Origin of the sequence: Bombilactobacillus bombi, from assembly GCF_013607485.1 — a bacterium.
In the GTDB taxonomy this organism is placed as follows: domain Bacteria; phylum Bacillota; class Bacilli; order Lactobacillales; family Lactobacillaceae; genus Bombilactobacillus; species Bombilactobacillus bombi_A.
Genome location: NZ_SCHP01000006.1, coordinates 26,715 through 40,750, shown reverse-complemented (window position 1 = coordinate 40,750; position 14,036 = coordinate 26,715). Strand labels below are relative to the sequence as shown.

The window sequence follows — 14,036 nt, the reverse complement described above, 5'->3', positions numbered from 1 at the left end:
TGCCATTAAAGTGAAATTACATGAATTACAAACTAGTCCTGGTTCTCGTCATTCGCGTAAGCGTGTTGGCCGTGGTACTTCATCTGGCTTTGGTAAAACTGCCGGCCGTGGACAAAAAGGTCAATTAGCACGTAGTGGTGGTAAAACTCGTATTGGTTTTGAAGGTGGTCAAATGCCTTTATTCCGGCGGATGCCAAAACGGGGATTCAATAACATTAACCGCAAAGAATATGCAATCATTAATCTGGATGATTTGAATCAATTTCAAGCTGGTACAGAAGTTAATGCGCGTGTTCTAATTGAAGCTGGTATTATTAAGAAAGAATTATCTGGCATTAAGCTTTTAGCAAATGGTGAATTAGATAAAAAGTTAACCATTAAAGTAAATAAGGTATCAAAGGCTGCTAAAGAAGCTGTCGAAGCTGCAGGTGGAACAATCGAGGTGATTTAATGCTAGGAACACTAAAGAATGCTCTCAAGGTTAAAGAGATCCGAAAGAAAATCTTTTTCACCTTGTTTATCTTAGCAATTTATCGTTTGGGAGCACAAATTGCCGTTCCAGGTATTAATATTTCGGCTATGGAAAAACTTAGTTCCACGGGACTAATTCCATTACTAGATACTGTCAGCGGTGGTGGTTTATCGAACTATTCAATCTTTTCGATGGGTGTTTCCCCTTATATCACTGCCCAAATTGTCATTCAACTTTTACAAACAGATATTGTTCCTAAGTTCGTAGAGTGGAGCAAGCAAGGTGAAGTTGGACGACGTAAGCTGAATCAAGTAACTCGTTATTTAACAATTGTTTTGGCATTCGTACAATCAATCGGTATTACCGCTGGTTTTAATGCGTTAAGCGGGATGGGATTGGTGTCTAAGCCCAGTATCCAAACCTTTATCACTTTAGGTATAATTATGACCGGTGGTTCCATGTTATTAACTTGGATGGGTGAACAAATTACTGATAAGGGTATCGGTAATGGTGTTTCTATGATTATTTTTGCTGGTATTGTGGCTCGTTTACCGCATGGATTGTACCAATTAATTAAAGAACAAGTAGTTAGTGCCAAGGGCAGCGACTTATGGATTAATGTTCTTTTTATTGCCATTATCCTAGTGTTAATTATTTTGGTAACTCAATTTACAACTTATGTACAGCAAGCTAATCGTAAAGTGCCAATCCAATATACTCGTCGTGCTACTAGTGGGGGTTCAGAAAGTTATCTGCCCTTGAAAGTCAATGTTGCTGGTGTTATTCCGGTTATCTTTGCCAGTTCATTGGTGGTTACACCATCAACTATTTTAATGGCTTTTCAAAAATCACATGGTGGAGATACGTGGTATCAGGTTATGCAGAATATTTTTAGTTTGCAGACAACAACCGGAGCAATCGTTTATACTGTTTTAATTGTTTTGTTCACATTTTTCTATGCTTTTGTGCAAGTTAATCCAGAAAAGCTGGCTGAAAATTTGCAAAAGCAGGGAGCTTATATTCCAGGAATCTGGCCTGGAAATGAAACAATTAAATATATTTCTGGCTTATTGTTGCGGCTTTCGACTGTTGGTTCTGTCTTCTTAGGTTTAATTGCTTTGTTACCACAGCTAGCAACTAATATTTTTGGCTTACCGCAGTCTATCGGTTTAGGTGGTACCAGTTTATTGATTGTTGTTGGTGTAGCAATTGAAGCTAATCGACAATTAGAAGGTTTGTTAATGAAGCGAGAATATGTTGGGTTTATTCGTTGATTGAGAGGTCAAGATGATGAATTTAATGCTTATGGGTCTGCCTGGTGCTGGTAAGGGTACTCAAGCGGAAAAGATTGTTGATAAGTATCATATTATTCATGTATCAACTGGTGATATGTTTCGTGAAGCTATGGCCAATAAAACGGCTGTTGGTCTAAAAGCAAAAGCTTTTATGGACCAAGGCGAATTAGTACCAGATGAAGTTACTAATCAAATTGTTCAAGAGCGTTTAGCTCAAGATGATATCAGTCAATCTGGTTATATGCTTGATGGTTTTCCACGTAATCTTGCACAAGCAAAAGCTTTGGATGAAATCAATGCTCAACTCAATAAAAAGTTGGATGCAGTAATTAATATTGATGTTGATCCTAAATTGTTAGTAGAGCGATTATCTGGACGTTTCATTTGTCGTAACTGTGGTGCTACCTATCATAAACTTTATAATCCTCCTAAAGTGGAAGGTACGTGTGATCGTTGTGGAGGACACGAATTTTATCAGCGAGAAGACGATCAGCCACAAACAGTTAAGAATCGCTTAGATGTTAATATTAAAATGAACACCCCATTAATTGATTATTATCAAAATGCGGGAATTTTAAAGCAAGTTGATGGGGCACAAGAAATTGATCAAGTCTTTGCTCAGATTGATTTGTTTTTAAGAAAAATTAACTAATGTTTGGTATTATTGTAAATAATATGGTATACTCAGCTGGTGTATCGACTAGTGAGTGCCACGCTCTCACTATTTTTGTGTTCAAAGGGAAACGAGGAGGATACTTTTTTGGCTAAAGAGGATGTAATCGAAGTTGAGGGAACTGTTTCTGATACTTTGCCAAATGCAATGTTCAAAGTTAAATTAGAAAATGGCGCGACTGTTTTGGCTCATGTGTCAGGTAAGATTAGAATGCACTATATTCGGATTCTACCGGGCGATAAAGTTACAGTGGAGTTGTCACCTTATGATTTAACTAAGGGACGTATCACTTACCGTTTCAGATAATAGTGTTAGTACAAAGAAGATCCGTCATTTTAGATGGGAGGATTTAGACTATGAAAGTAAGACCATCAGTTAAACCAATGTGTGAACATTGTAAAGTTATTAAGCGTAAGGGTCGCGTAATGATTATTTGTTCTGCTGATCCTAAACATAAACAAAGACAAGGTTAGTATAAAAGGAGGTCGTAATTTATGGCACGTATTGCAGGTGTAGATTTACCTCGTGATAAGCGAATCGTGATTGCACTTACCTACATTTTTGGCATTGGTAATACTACTGCACAAAAGATTTTGCAAAAAGCCGGTGTTTCAGAAGATGTACGGACACGTGATTTAACACCAGATCAAGAAGAAAAGATTCGTGCAGAAGTAGACAACGTTAAAGTTGAAGGTGACTTGCGTCGTGAAATCAGCATGAATATTAAACGTCTTCAAGAAATTGGTTCTTATCGAGGAATGCGTCATCGCCGCGGTTTACCAGTTCGGGGACAAAACACTAAAAATAATGCTCGGACACGTAAGGGCAAAAAAACTAGCATTGCTGGTAAAAAGAAATAGATAAGGAGGTAAGCATATGCCAAATAAAAAGACAACACGTAAACGCCGTGTGAAGAAACATGTTGAAGCTGGAATTGCTCATATTCATTCTACTTTCAATAACACAATCGTAATGATTACCGATGTTCATGGAAATGCAATTTCCTGGTCTTCTGCTGGTGCCTTAGGATTCAAGGGTAGCCGTAAGTCTACACCTTTTGCCGCTCAAATGGCCGGTGAGGCAGCTGCAAAAGAATCTATGGAGCAAGGTATGAAAACAGTTGAAGTTGCTGTTAAAGGTCCTGGTTCTGGACGTGAAGCAGCAATTCGTTCTTTGCAGACAACCGGTTTAGAAGTAACTGCTATTAGAGATGTGACACCAGTTCCTCATAATGGTTCCCGTCCTCCAAAACGTCGTAGAGTATAGTTTTGACCTTAGGCATAAAAAGTTTTTGTTGCTAAAAATCGTTGTTGAAAGGGGCAAAACATAAATAATGATTGAATTCGAAAAACCGGTTATCACAAAAATTGATGAAACAGATAATTATGGCAAGTATGTCATTGAGCCATTGGAACGCGGCTATGGAACAACTCTTGGCAATTCGTTGCGGCGCGTTTTGTTGTCATCTCTTCCGGGTACAGCTGTAGCCGATATTCAAATTGATGGGGTTTTGCATGAATTTTCTACGATTGATGGTGTTTTAGAAGATGTTACAGACGTCGTTTTAAATATTAAAAAACTATCTCTAAAATTGCACACTGATGAAAAAAAGGTAGAAATTAATGTAGATGGTCCTAAGCAAGTAACAGCGGCTGATATTGAAACTGATGATGACTTAGAAATCTTAGATCCTGATCAGTATATTTGTTCAGTTGCTGAGGGTGGCCATTTTCATATGCAAATGACTGTTAAAACTGGCCGTGGTTATACTCCAGCTGACCAAAATAAGACTGATGATACACCAATTGGTGTTTTACCTGTGGATTCAATTTTTACCCCTGTTTCTCGTGTCAACTATCAGGTTGAACATACTCGAGTAGGGAAACGTAACGACTTCGATAAATTAACTCTCGATGTTTGGACCAATGGTTCTATTGATCCACGTGAGGCAATTAGTTTAGCTGCTAAGGTTTTAACTGAGCATTTGACAATTTTTGTTGAGTTGACTGATGAAGCTAAGAATGCGGACATGATGATCGAAAAAGAAGAAACTCGTAAAGAGAAAAAACTTGAAATGACCATCGAAGAATTAGATTTATCTGTGCGTTCGTATAATTGTTTAAAACGAGCTGGTATTAATACTGTACAAGAATTAACTGATAAAACTGAGTCAGATATGATGAAAGTGAGAAACTTGGGACGCAAGTCTTTGGAAGAAGTCAAAGAAAAATTGGCTAATTTAGGTTTATCACTCCGTCAAGATGATTAGTGTATAAGGGAGGCAAAAATATGAGTTATCGCAAGCTTGGACGTGCTTCTGATGTTCGTAAGGCAATGTTGCGTGATTTAACAACAGATCTATTCATTCATGAACGGATTGTTACTACCGAAACTCGAGCTAAAGAAGTAAGAAAAACTGCTGAAAAGATGATTACCTTAGCAAAACGCGGTGATTTACATTCTCGTCGTTTAGCTGCCCGTTATGTGCGCAATGAAGTTGCTAGCATTAACGAAGAAGAGGATGCAGTGGTTATTCAATCTGCATTACAGAAATTGTTTAGTGATATTGCACCACGCTACAAGGAACGTCAGGGTGGATACACCAGAATTTTAAAGACAGCTCCTCGTCGCGGCGATTCTGCACCAATGGCCATTATTGAATTGGTCTAATATTTCCTGATTATTTTAAATAGCTATTTAAATATCATTCTTTCGATTAGTAGTGAGCGTAACGATGTTGGTTAAAAAACTAAGTCTAGCTCTAATGCTTTTGCGCTACTTTTCGGGAATGATTTTTTTGTATGGAGAATTTTGTAGTTTTTGGGGGTTTTTACCATATTCATCAATTGCTGCATGCCAATGCTGAGCCATATGATAGTCAGTGGTCATTGCAGGGTTGTTTTCAAATATTTTTTGTGCTTGGCGATACGTGATTTGTTTAGGAAGTAGGCCTATTTGTTGATAAAGACGCAAACAATAGTTGTCAGGGATGAAGACTGCATGTTTAAAGGTATATAAAATCATGACGTCTGCTGTTTCTGGGCCAACGCCATTAATACCATTTAATTCTTGACGTAATTTTGATAAAGTAAAGTTACTGATGATCTGTAAATTATCCCGATATTTAGCCAGCCAATCCGCAAAATTAAGTAATCTTTTTGTTTTAAGCCGATAAAATCCACTAGGATAAATTGCCTGTTCGAGTTCTTGTGGTGGCATTTGGCGCAATCGCTCCCAAGTTTGAGAATATGGTTCATCAAAGATTTTCTGCGTTTTTAAATTGGCAATAGCTTGCATAACGTTTTTACTATTAGTTTGTTGAATGAGAATGGCTTCCACCAGCATGCGATTAGGATTGGGATATTGCCACCAATGAGCGATTTCTGTTTGATAAACTTTCATAAGCGCATTTAGAGGGTCAAAAATAGACATATCAATACTCCTTCTTTGTAGACTATGCTATTATACACTAGAAAACTATTTTAATCGTGGTGAGATAATGAACCCAATAATATCATTAAAAGATGTAACTTTTACATACGACAATGCCAATAAGTCTGCGTTAAATAAAATAAATTTGACAGTAAAGCCACAACAGTGGGTTGCCATAGTCGGTTTAAATGGCAGTGGTAAAAGCACTTTAGCAAAGTTGATTAATGGGATTTTACCAGCTGATTCAGGGACGATTACTGTGGCTGGTGAAAAACTAACCGAACAATCTTTGTGGAATATCCGGCGCAAAATTGGTATTATTTTTCAAAACCCTGATCATCAATTTGTCGGAGCAACAGTAGAAGATGATGTTGCCTTTGGCTTAGAAAATCAAAATATGCCTCGAAAACAGATGGTTCAACGTGTGGCTTGGGCGTTGGATCAAGTCCAGATGAGTGCTTTTAAAAATAAAGCTCCCCAAACTTTATCTGGTGGTCAAAAGCAGCGCGTAGCAATTGCCGGTGTTATTGCATTACAGCCCCAAATTATTATTATGGATGAGTCAACTAGTATGTTAGATCCTAACGGGCGACGAGATATTTTAAAAATTATACGAAAATTACAGCAACAGTTAGGTATTACCATTCTATCCATTACTCATGATTTATCAGAGATTGTCGAAGCTGACCAAGTAGTGATATTAAAAAGAGGAATAATCGAAAAAACCGCAACCGTAGCTGAAATTTTTGCCGATCCAACCCGTTTGACTGCTTGGGGCTTGCGGCCGCCCTTTACTCAAAGACTGCAATTGAGCTTATTGCAAGCGGGGGTTTTGCTGACTAAAAAATATCAAACTAAACAAGGATTGGCAGATGAATTATGGCAATTACGTTCAAAGATGTAACACATGTCTATCAAGCTGATGGACCTCTAGCTTTTGAAGGCTTATCACATGTTAGTTTTGAAATTCCGACCGGCAGTTTTTCTGCAATTATTGGCCAAACTGGCAGTGGTAAATCAACTTTAGTTCAACATATGAATGCATTATTGAAACCTACAAGTGGAACTATTCAAATCGGTAAAAGGCTAATAACTCCAGAAACTAAAAATAAACATTTAAAACCGTTGCGTCAAGAGGTGGGTATGGTCTTTCAATTTCCTGAACAGCAATTATTTGCGGAAACAGTTTTAGAAGATATAAGCTTTGGTCCGCAGAATTTTGGCGTAGATGCAGCAACAGCCAAGAAAATAGCCTTGCAGATGCTTGAATTAGTTAAATTGCCTGCTAGTGTGGCAGATAAATCACCATTTGATTTATCCGGAGGACAAATGCGACGAGTAGCAATTGCTGGAGTATTGGCCTCAAAGCCGCAAGTTTTAATTTTAGATGAGCCCACTGCCGGTCTAGATCCACAAGGACACGAAGAACTGATGGAATTATTTGCGCAATTACATCAACAAGGAAAGACTATTATTTTAATTTCACATCAAATGGAAGATGTGGCTCAATATGCTCAACAAGTTTTGGTCATGGATCAAGCTCATTTAGTTCGAACAGCTTCTCCACAATCTATTTTTAATGATATTGAGTTTTTAAATCAGCATCATTTGATGCAGCCTGAAAGTACACAATTTGCCCAAGAATTAGTACAAAAGGGATTTGAATTTGCGCAACTGCCGATTACGGAGACGCAGATAATTCGGGAATTATTAAAGCAATTGGGAGGTTTACATGGGTAAAATGATTATCGGGCGCTATCTGCCTGGGAAATCGCTCATCCATCAACTAGATCCGCGTTGTAAATTTATTGCAACTTTTATTTTTGTGGCAATTGTTTTTTTGGCTAATAATTGGCAAACTTATTTAGCTTTGACAATCTTTGTTTTAAGTGCAGTTTTGCTGTCACAAGTTTCATTGAGTTTTTTTATTAAGGGTGTTCGGCCTATGATTTTTTTGATTATATTTACTGTGGCCTTGCAGATGCTTTTCACTCCTGGTGGTCATCCCTTTTGGCAGTGGGGAATTTTTTCTTTATCAGCCTTAAGTATAAGAAATGGCTTATTTATTTTTATGAGGTTTTTATTAATTATTTTTATTTCGACGCTCTTAACTATCACGACCACGCCTTTACAAATGGCTGACGCGGTTGGTGCAATTTTAAAACCTTTAAAAATTGTCCATTTTCCTGTTGAAGAAGTAGCTTTAATGCTATCCATTGCCTTACAATTCATTCCATTGCTTTCTGATGAGACTACTAAAATTATGAATGCTCAACGGGCGCGGGGAGTTGATTTTGGTGATGGTAGTATTTTGCGGCAGATTAAAGCAATTATTCCTATCTTAATTCCTTTATTTGTTAGTAGTTTTAATATTGCTTATGATCTTTCGATTGCTATGGAATCACGAGGGTACCAGGGCAGTGAGAATCGCAGTAAATATCGCCAATTAAAATGGCATTTTCAGGATTCTTTAGTGATGTTACTATTTATAGTATTAACAATTATTTTAATCATCTTGCGGAGTTAGACTTAATGACAGTATATAAAATGACGGTACAATATGATGGCACACGCTATCATGGTTTTCAACACCAGCCTAATTTACAGACGATTCAAGGAACGATTGAACATGCCTTGGTAAAGATGACCAAGGGAAAAAAAGTTAACGTAGTGGGTTCAGGACGTACTGATGCTGGCGTTCATGCTTTAGGCCAAGTGATTTCTTTTGCTTATCCGGGTTCTCTTGCAGCAACAAGTATGTTGAAAGCTTTAAATAGTTTGATGCCCCGGGATATTTTATTTATTGAAAGCAACATTGCAGCTCCTGATTTTAATGCTCGTTTTGATGCACTAAGTAAAATCTATGAATATCGTGTGGCTTTGGGAAGATATACGAATCCTTTTTTAAGGTTATATACGGGGCATCATCCATATGCTATTGACATAAAGAAAATGCAAATGGCCTTACAAGATGTTCAAGGTACGCATAATTTTGCAAGTTTTGAAGCTAGTGGCGGAGTAATACGCAATAAGGTCAGGACGATTTATCAGGCCCAATTAGACACTAGCAATTATCCCCAGGAAATTAAATTTATTTTTCATGGTGATGGTTTTTTGTATAATATGGTACGTATTATGGTTGCAACACTTTTAGAAATTGGTAGCAATCGGCGGCCTGTTCATGATTTTTTGCGATTATATGAGGTGCAGGATCGCCAACAAGCTCGTTTAACTGCACCTGCGAGTGGCTTATATTTGAAAAAAGTTTTTTATCCACAGAAATAATATTGACTATTATTAGAATTGGGAGTATATTGAGAAATGGTATTGTTTACCCCACGATAGGCCCCGGAAAACTTATTGAGTGTGTAAACAGACACAGATATTGGAGGAAATTAAATGCGTACAACACCATTAGCTAAACCAAGTGAAGTTGAACGTAAATGGTATCTTATTGACGCAACTGATGTCGTTTTAGGACGTCTATCAACCGCTGTAGCTACAATCTTACGTGGTAAAAATAAACCAACATTCACCCCGAACATTGATACAGGTGATTATGTAATTGTTATCAATGCTGACAAAATCAAATTAACTGGGAAAAAGGCTGCCAAGAAGCTTTATTATCACCACAGTAATCATCCTGGTGGGTTAAAAGTTAAGTCTGCTGGCCAAATTTTGGCTAATAATCCAGAGAAATTGGTTGAAATGTCTATTCGGGGAATGTTGCCAAAGAATTCCCTTGGTCGTCAACAATTTAAGAAGCTCCATGTTTACGCTGGTGCAGACCATAATCATGCTGCCCAACAGCCTGAAGTTTTAGATGTTAATAAGTTGATTTAAGGAGGAGAAAAATTTGGCACAAGTATCATATGCTGGAACTGGCCGTCGTAAAGATTCAGTGGCTCGTGTCCGTTTAGTACCTGGTAAAGGTAACGTTACAATTAACAAGCGGGATGCAAAAGATTATATCCCTTATGCAAGTTTAATTAAGGATTTGAAGCAGCCTTTAGATATTACTGAAACTACTGATAGTTATGATGTTTTGGTTAATGTTCATGGTGGTGGTTTTTCTGGACAAGCTGGAGCAATCCGTCATGGTATTGCCCGTGCTTTGCTAGAAGTAGATCCTGATTTTCGTGGTCCTTTAAAACGTGCAGGAATGCTGACACGTGATCCACGGATGAAGGAACGGAAGAAGCCTGGCTTGAAGAAGGCTCGTAAGGCATCACAATTTTCCAAGCGTTAATATTTTGATATTAATATATAAAAAGTACTTTCTTAACGGAAAGTACTTTTTATTTTGGATAATTTACCATAGTAATAAGCAACACTACACGTTATAACATTTGAAAGTATTATAATAGATTTAATAAGTAAGATTTATAGTTAATTAGCAGGTGTTAAGTTATGCATACAAGATTGTATATTAAAACCACTTTTAAAGATATTTATCATAGTTGGGGTCGTTTTTTGGCGATTACTATAATTATATTCTTAGGGGTTTTATTGTTTGTCGGAATTAAATCCATTGGTCCTAATTTAGAACTGACGATTAATGAGTATGTTCGTTCGCATCAGCTTTCTGATTTACAAGTAGTATCGTCTGCAGGTTTAACAACTGCTGATCAAAAATTAGCTCAAAAAATTATTGGAGCTCAGGTAGAATTAGGCCATAGTTGGGCCTATCACGATACAAAACACGATCAAAATTTGCAGGTATACTCTTACCAGGCTCAAAATCAGCAAAATCAGTTAACTTTGAGGCAAGGTCGTTATCCAAAAAAATCTAGTGAAGCATTAATTAATGTGAAATTGAAAAAGTTTTACCCGCTAAATAAAACCTTACAAATTAATAATCGACAGTTAAGACGTCAACGCTATCGGATAGTTGGTTATATTAATTCACCCTTATATGTGGATCAGCAAGACTATGATTCTGCTCAGGGGCAACTAGATGGATATGTCTATTTGCCAGCGACAAATTTTTTAAGTCAGACTTATTCGATTATGTATTTGCGCTTTAAGGATTTGAATGACCTTAGCGTTAATGGTAAACGCTATCAACAAACAATATCAAAGAAAGAAAAGCTTTTGCAAAGACTATTGCAGTCACGCCGCTATTCAAGATTACAAGAGTTACAGTTACAACTTGATGAGCAACAACAACAATTAGTGCTATTACAACAACAGGCTAAAACCCAATCACAATTACAAAAGCGACTTTCACAATTACAATATCAATTACAACAACAATCCATTGTAGCTGCTAAACTGCCGCAATATTGGATCACTGAAAGAGTAAATAACCCTGGATTTCGGGGGTTTACCACCTTATCAAGTCGAATTGATGCTATTGGTAATGTTTTTCCGGTATTTTTCTTTTTGTTGGGTATTTTGATAACTTTTACTACAATTACACGGATGGTTGAAGAAAATCGTCAAGAAATAGGGACCCTAAAGGCCCTAGGTTACCGTAATTGGGAGATTGCTCAAAAATATTTATTGTATGCTCTGATTATTACAGCCATTGCTTTGGTTTTGGGAATTGAAGTTGGAACAAAGGCACTGCCTCCAATTGTTTATCGGATTTTAAAGAGTAATTATGTTTTTAATAATTATCCTTGCTATTATTGGTTGGAGCCCATTATTACTGCTTCATTATTGGCATTAGGAGCAACTTTTGGGGCGACTATTTATATTTTGTTGACGGATTTGCATCAAAAACCGATTGCTTTACTCTTGCCGAAAGCTCCTAAAGTTGGCCGGCGAATTATATTAGAACATTTTCCTAAGTTGTGGAAAAGGTTAACCTTTGATCAAAAAATGACTTATCGTAATTTATTACGTTATAAGTCTCGAATGTTACTGACAATTCTAGGGATTGCAGGTTGTGCAGGTTTGATGATCGCAGGATTTGGCCTCCGGAATTCTGTCAGTTCTGCTGTCCCTATCCAGTTTCGACAGCTAACTCATTATCAAGCTGTGGTGAATTTAAAAGCAAATAATTCTGCAAATCAGCTTCAAAAAAAATTTAAGAACTCACCATATATTAAAACTTCTTTACCAATCTATATGGCGGCAATTCAAGTGAAACAACAGCCTGTAACCTTATATGGTCTCAAAAATAAATATATTATTACCCATTATTTTACCTTTAGAGATGCCCAAACTAATCAATTGCAATCATTACCACAAAAGAAAGTGCTTATTACGCAAGGTTTAGCCCAAAATAAAAATATTCGCCGAGGGCAAACAATTTCTGTTCAAACTAGGCAAACAAAACCGATCAAATTGTGCGTTGGCGGAATTGTGAAAAATTATGTGGGAAATAGTATTTTTATTAACCAGGATGCCTGGCAAAACTTAAATAAGCGGTCTGTGTCAAATAATGCTTTATTGCTTAAGACTTCTACTTTAAATCCTAAACAACAAAAAAACCTGGGTCATAAGTTAGAAAAAACCAATTTAGTGGCTAATACCACTTTCATTAATAAACGAATCCAGCAACAAGCTGCAATGAGTGCCAATTTACAGCCAATTGTGCTTATCTTCGTGGTTTTATCGGGAATTTTGGCTTTCGTAGTTCTCTACAATTTGACCAATATTAATATTTCTGAACGCACACGTGAACTAGCAACAATGAAGGTTTTAGGCTTTTCTACTAATGAAGTAACACTCACGATTGTTAGAGAAAATATTATTTTTACAATTTTAGGAATTATCTTGGGAGTGCCAACTGGTAAAATTTTAACTAATTTTATTATTACTCAAGCTGCTTCCAGTGAACTAAGCTTTCCTTTAGTAATTCCATTGTCAGGTTATTTATTTGCAGTGGTGATGACTGTTGTTTTTCTACTTATTGTTTCAATTATTACACAAAAAATCCTGCAATCCTTGGATATGATTTCAGCTTTAAAAGCTAGCGAATAATTAGAAATTTGCCTGCAAAAGGACGATAATAAAATAAGATGGATCAAATTTATTAATAGGAGGTTAATGGTTTCAAAATACGATGGTATCAGAATTAAGCGACAAATCACGATTAGAGCTTTCAAGCAGTAGTTCACATAGCTATACTGTACAAAGTCATTGTGGTTGTCAAATTGCTACAATAATTTAATTAAGCAGCTGTACGGTTAAAAATAACGAATTAGGAGAGATTCTCATGACCAAGTTAAACGATAAGTATACCTTAAAAAATGGTGTTGAAATACCTAAGATTGGCTTTGGTACTTGGCAGATTGCCCCGCAAGATGCTCAACAAGCGGTAAATAACGCTTTAGAGTTGGGATATCGTCATATTGATACTGCCTTAGTTTATCACAATGAAAAAGAAGTTGGACTAGGTTTTAAACAGTCAAAATTAAAACGAGAAGATGTTTTCATAACTTCAAAGCTTCCCGCCGAAACCAAATCTTATAAACAAGCATTAGTTGACTTTCAAACAACTTTGGACAATTTACAAGTTGATTATGTTGATTTGTATTTAATACATGCACCTTGGCCTTGGTCACAAAAGGGCGCCAATTATGATCGGCAAAATCAAGAGGTTTGGCGTGCAATGGAGGAAATCTATACCTCAGGAAAAGCCAAAGCCATTGGAGTTTCAAATTTTAATGTTCATGATTTACAAAATGTTTTAGCAGTTGCTAAAATTCCACCAATGGTTAATCAAATCCGTTATTTTATCGGACATACTCAACAAGAAGTGACAACTTTTGCACAAGAACATGATATTTTAATTGAAGCCTATTCACCCCTAGCAACTGGTTCTTTATTAACTAATACGCAACTGCAGGAATTAGCAGCAAAATATCAAGTTAGTTTGGCACAATTAGCAATTCAATTTTGCATTCAAAATAATGTTTTGCCACTACCTAAAGCTGTTCAGCGCGCACATGCACAAGCTAATGCCCAGTTGAATTTTAAAATTAGTTCAGCTGATATGCAATGGTTAAACGATTTTATCGCTTCTGAGGATTAATTTTGGTAATATTAGTGACTCGTGATTAAAAATTTGGTATTATTACATCGAATATCTTGAAGGTTTCCAATTAAGATATTCAAAAGTACCAGATGGAGGTAGCTTTATCTACTGAAATCTGGTACTTTTGTTTTAATAAGTTTTTGGGTACACTAAAAGTATAATGGGTGAATGGAG

The 14,036-nt window shown here is 36.6% G+C and carries 18 protein-coding genes; 17 read left to right on the top strand and 1 reads right to left on the bottom strand.

Going from position 1 to position 14,036, the window contains the following annotated elements; translation table 11 throughout:
- Positions 1 to 10: 10 nt before the first annotated feature.
- The 9 genes from rplO to rplQ all read left to right on the top strand — a co-directional run bounded on the left by rplO (position 11) and on the right by rplQ (position 5,110).
- The gene (gene rplO, locus EQ827_RS02830; RefSeq protein ID WP_181189473.1) at positions 11 to 451 is read left to right on the top strand and encodes a 50S ribosomal protein L15; all 441 of its coding nucleotides are present in this window, start codon (positions 11 to 13) and stop codon (positions 449 to 451) included.
- A complete protein-coding gene (secY, locus tag EQ827_RS02825; protein ID WP_181189472.1) occupies positions 451 to 1,746 on the top strand; it encodes a preprotein translocase subunit SecY in 1,296 nt (431 codons plus the stop codon). The genes rplO and secY overlap by 1 nt, the downstream gene beginning before the upstream one ends.
- A gap of 16 nt (positions 1,747 to 1,762) precedes the next feature.
- Positions 1,763 to 2,419, top strand: a complete 657-nt coding sequence (locus tag EQ827_RS02820) for an adenylate kinase (RefSeq protein ID WP_181189471.1) — start codon at positions 1,763 to 1,765, stop codon at positions 2,417 to 2,419.
- Between the two features lie 108 nt (positions 2,420 to 2,527).
- A complete protein-coding gene (infA, locus tag EQ827_RS02815; protein WP_181189470.1) occupies positions 2,528 to 2,746 on the top strand; it encodes a translation initiation factor IF-1 in 219 nt (72 codons plus the stop codon).
- A gap of 50 nt (positions 2,747 to 2,796) precedes the next feature.
- Positions 2,797 to 2,913 carry a 50S ribosomal protein L36 gene (gene rpmJ / locus EQ827_RS02810; protein WP_045922249.1) on the top strand — a complete coding sequence of 39 codons (117 nt, stop codon included), beginning with the start codon at positions 2,797 to 2,799 and terminating at the stop codon, positions 2,911 to 2,913.
- A gap of 21 nt (positions 2,914 to 2,934) precedes the next feature.
- The gene (gene rpsM, locus EQ827_RS02805) at positions 2,935 to 3,300 is read left to right on the top strand and encodes a 30S ribosomal protein S13 (RefSeq protein ID WP_181189469.1); all 366 of its coding nucleotides are present in this window, start codon (positions 2,935 to 2,937) and stop codon (positions 3,298 to 3,300) included.
- A gap of 16 nt (positions 3,301 to 3,316) precedes the next feature.
- Positions 3,317 to 3,706 carry a 30S ribosomal protein S11 gene (rpsK, locus tag EQ827_RS02800; RefSeq protein WP_181189468.1) on the top strand — a complete coding sequence of 130 codons (390 nt, stop codon included), beginning with the start codon at positions 3,317 to 3,319 and terminating at the stop codon, positions 3,704 to 3,706.
- A 67-nt stretch (positions 3,707 to 3,773) separates the two neighbouring features.
- Positions 3,774 to 4,709 (top strand): DNA-directed RNA polymerase subunit alpha, encoded by a 936-nt coding sequence (locus EQ827_RS02795; RefSeq protein ID WP_181189467.1) that lies wholly within the window; start codon positions 3,774 to 3,776, stop codon positions 4,707 to 4,709.
- A 20-nt stretch (positions 4,710 to 4,729) separates the two neighbouring features.
- Entirely contained in the window at positions 4,730 to 5,110 is a 381-nt protein-coding gene (gene rplQ, locus EQ827_RS02790; RefSeq protein WP_181189466.1) for a 50S ribosomal protein L17, read from the top strand.
- A 105-nt stretch (positions 5,111 to 5,215) separates the two neighbouring features.
- Here rplQ and EQ827_RS02785 read toward each other — a convergent pair whose 3' ends face one another.
- Positions 5,216 to 5,872 (bottom strand): endonuclease III domain-containing protein, encoded by a 657-nt coding sequence (locus EQ827_RS02785; RefSeq protein ID WP_181189465.1) that lies wholly within the window; start codon positions 5,870 to 5,872, stop codon positions 5,216 to 5,218.
- A gap of 67 nt (positions 5,873 to 5,939) precedes the next feature.
- Between EQ827_RS02785 and EQ827_RS02780 the strand changes: the two genes are divergently transcribed.
- The 8 genes from EQ827_RS02780 (at position 5,940) to EQ827_RS02745 (ending at position 13,859) form a co-directional block, all read left to right on the top strand.
- Positions 5,940 to 6,776: an energy-coupling factor transporter ATPase gene (locus EQ827_RS02780; protein WP_181189464.1), complete on the top strand. Its 837-nt coding sequence runs from the start codon at positions 5,940 to 5,942 to the stop codon at positions 6,774 to 6,776.
- Positions 6,752 to 7,612: an energy-coupling factor transporter ATPase gene (locus EQ827_RS02775; protein WP_181189463.1), complete on the top strand. Its 861-nt coding sequence runs from the start codon at positions 6,752 to 6,754 to the stop codon at positions 7,610 to 7,612. Before EQ827_RS02780 ends, EQ827_RS02775 begins: the two co-directional genes overlap by 25 nt.
- Positions 7,605 to 8,399 (top strand): energy-coupling factor transporter transmembrane component T family protein, encoded by a 795-nt coding sequence (locus tag EQ827_RS02770; RefSeq protein ID WP_181189462.1) that lies wholly within the window; start codon positions 7,605 to 7,607, stop codon positions 8,397 to 8,399. Before EQ827_RS02775 ends, EQ827_RS02770 begins: the two co-directional genes overlap by 8 nt.
- A 5-nt stretch (positions 8,400 to 8,404) precedes the next feature.
- Positions 8,405 to 9,157, top strand: a complete 753-nt coding sequence (gene truA, locus EQ827_RS02765) for a tRNA pseudouridine(38-40) synthase TruA (RefSeq protein WP_181189461.1) — start codon at positions 8,405 to 8,407, stop codon at positions 9,155 to 9,157.
- Positions 9,158 to 9,271: 114 nt separating this feature from the next.
- On the top strand, positions 9,272 to 9,715 hold the full coding sequence (gene rplM / locus EQ827_RS02760; RefSeq protein ID WP_181189460.1) for a 50S ribosomal protein L13: 444 nt from the start codon (positions 9,272 to 9,274) through the stop codon (positions 9,713 to 9,715).
- A 13-nt stretch (positions 9,716 to 9,728) separates the two neighbouring features.
- The gene (gene rpsI, locus EQ827_RS02755; protein WP_181189459.1) at positions 9,729 to 10,121 is read left to right on the top strand and encodes a 30S ribosomal protein S9; all 393 of its coding nucleotides are present in this window, start codon (positions 9,729 to 9,731) and stop codon (positions 10,119 to 10,121) included.
- A 161-nt stretch (positions 10,122 to 10,282) separates the two neighbouring features.
- Entirely contained in the window at positions 10,283 to 12,805 is a 2,523-nt protein-coding gene (locus tag EQ827_RS02750) for an ABC transporter permease (RefSeq protein ID WP_181189458.1), read from the top strand.
- Positions 12,806 to 13,040: 235 nt separating this feature from the next.
- Positions 13,041 to 13,859, top strand: a complete 819-nt coding sequence (locus tag EQ827_RS02745; RefSeq protein WP_181189457.1) for an aldo/keto reductase — start codon at positions 13,041 to 13,043, stop codon at positions 13,857 to 13,859.
- Positions 13,860 to 14,036: the final 177 nt, after the last annotated feature.

Excerpts from the sequence above, each read along its gene's own strand:
- secY (WP_181189472.1), top strand. The coding sequence starts at position 451 with ATGCTAGGAACACTAAAGAATGCTCTCAAGGTTAAAGAGATCCGAAAG.
- EQ827_RS02820 (WP_181189471.1), top strand. The coding sequence starts at position 1,763 with ATGAATTTAATGCTTATGGGTCTGCCTGGTGCTGGTAAGGGTACTCAA.
- rpmJ (WP_045922249.1), top strand. The coding sequence starts at position 2,797 with ATGAAAGTAAGACCATCAGTTAAACCAATGTGTGAACATTGTAAAGTT.
- rpsM (WP_181189469.1), top strand. The coding sequence starts at position 2,935 with ATGGCACGTATTGCAGGTGTAGATTTACCTCGTGATAAGCGAATCGTG.
- rpsK (WP_181189468.1), top strand. The coding sequence starts at position 3,317 with ATGCCAAATAAAAAGACAACACGTAAACGCCGTGTGAAGAAACATGTT.
- EQ827_RS02795 (WP_181189467.1), top strand. The coding sequence starts at position 3,774 with ATGATTGAATTCGAAAAACCGGTTATCACAAAAATTGATGAAACAGAT.
- rplQ (WP_181189466.1), top strand. The coding sequence starts at position 4,730 with ATGAGTTATCGCAAGCTTGGACGTGCTTCTGATGTTCGTAAGGCAATG.
- EQ827_RS02785 (WP_181189465.1), bottom strand. The coding sequence starts at position 5,872 with ATGTCTATTTTTGACCCTCTAAATGCGCTTATGAAAGTTTATCAAACA.
- EQ827_RS02780 (WP_181189464.1), top strand. The coding sequence starts at position 5,940 with ATGAACCCAATAATATCATTAAAAGATGTAACTTTTACATACGACAAT.
- EQ827_RS02775 (WP_181189463.1), top strand. The coding sequence starts at position 6,752 with ATGGCAATTACGTTCAAAGATGTAACACATGTCTATCAAGCTGATGGA.
- EQ827_RS02770 (WP_181189462.1), top strand. The coding sequence starts at position 7,605 with ATGGGTAAAATGATTATCGGGCGCTATCTGCCTGGGAAATCGCTCATC.
- truA (WP_181189461.1), top strand. The coding sequence starts at position 8,405 with ATGACAGTATATAAAATGACGGTACAATATGATGGCACACGCTATCAT.
- rplM (WP_181189460.1), top strand. The coding sequence starts at position 9,272 with ATGCGTACAACACCATTAGCTAAACCAAGTGAAGTTGAACGTAAATGG.
- EQ827_RS02750 (WP_181189458.1), top strand. The coding sequence starts at position 10,283 with ATGCATACAAGATTGTATATTAAAACCACTTTTAAAGATATTTATCAT.
- EQ827_RS02745 (WP_181189457.1), top strand. The coding sequence starts at position 13,041 with ATGACCAAGTTAAACGATAAGTATACCTTAAAAAATGGTGTTGAAATA.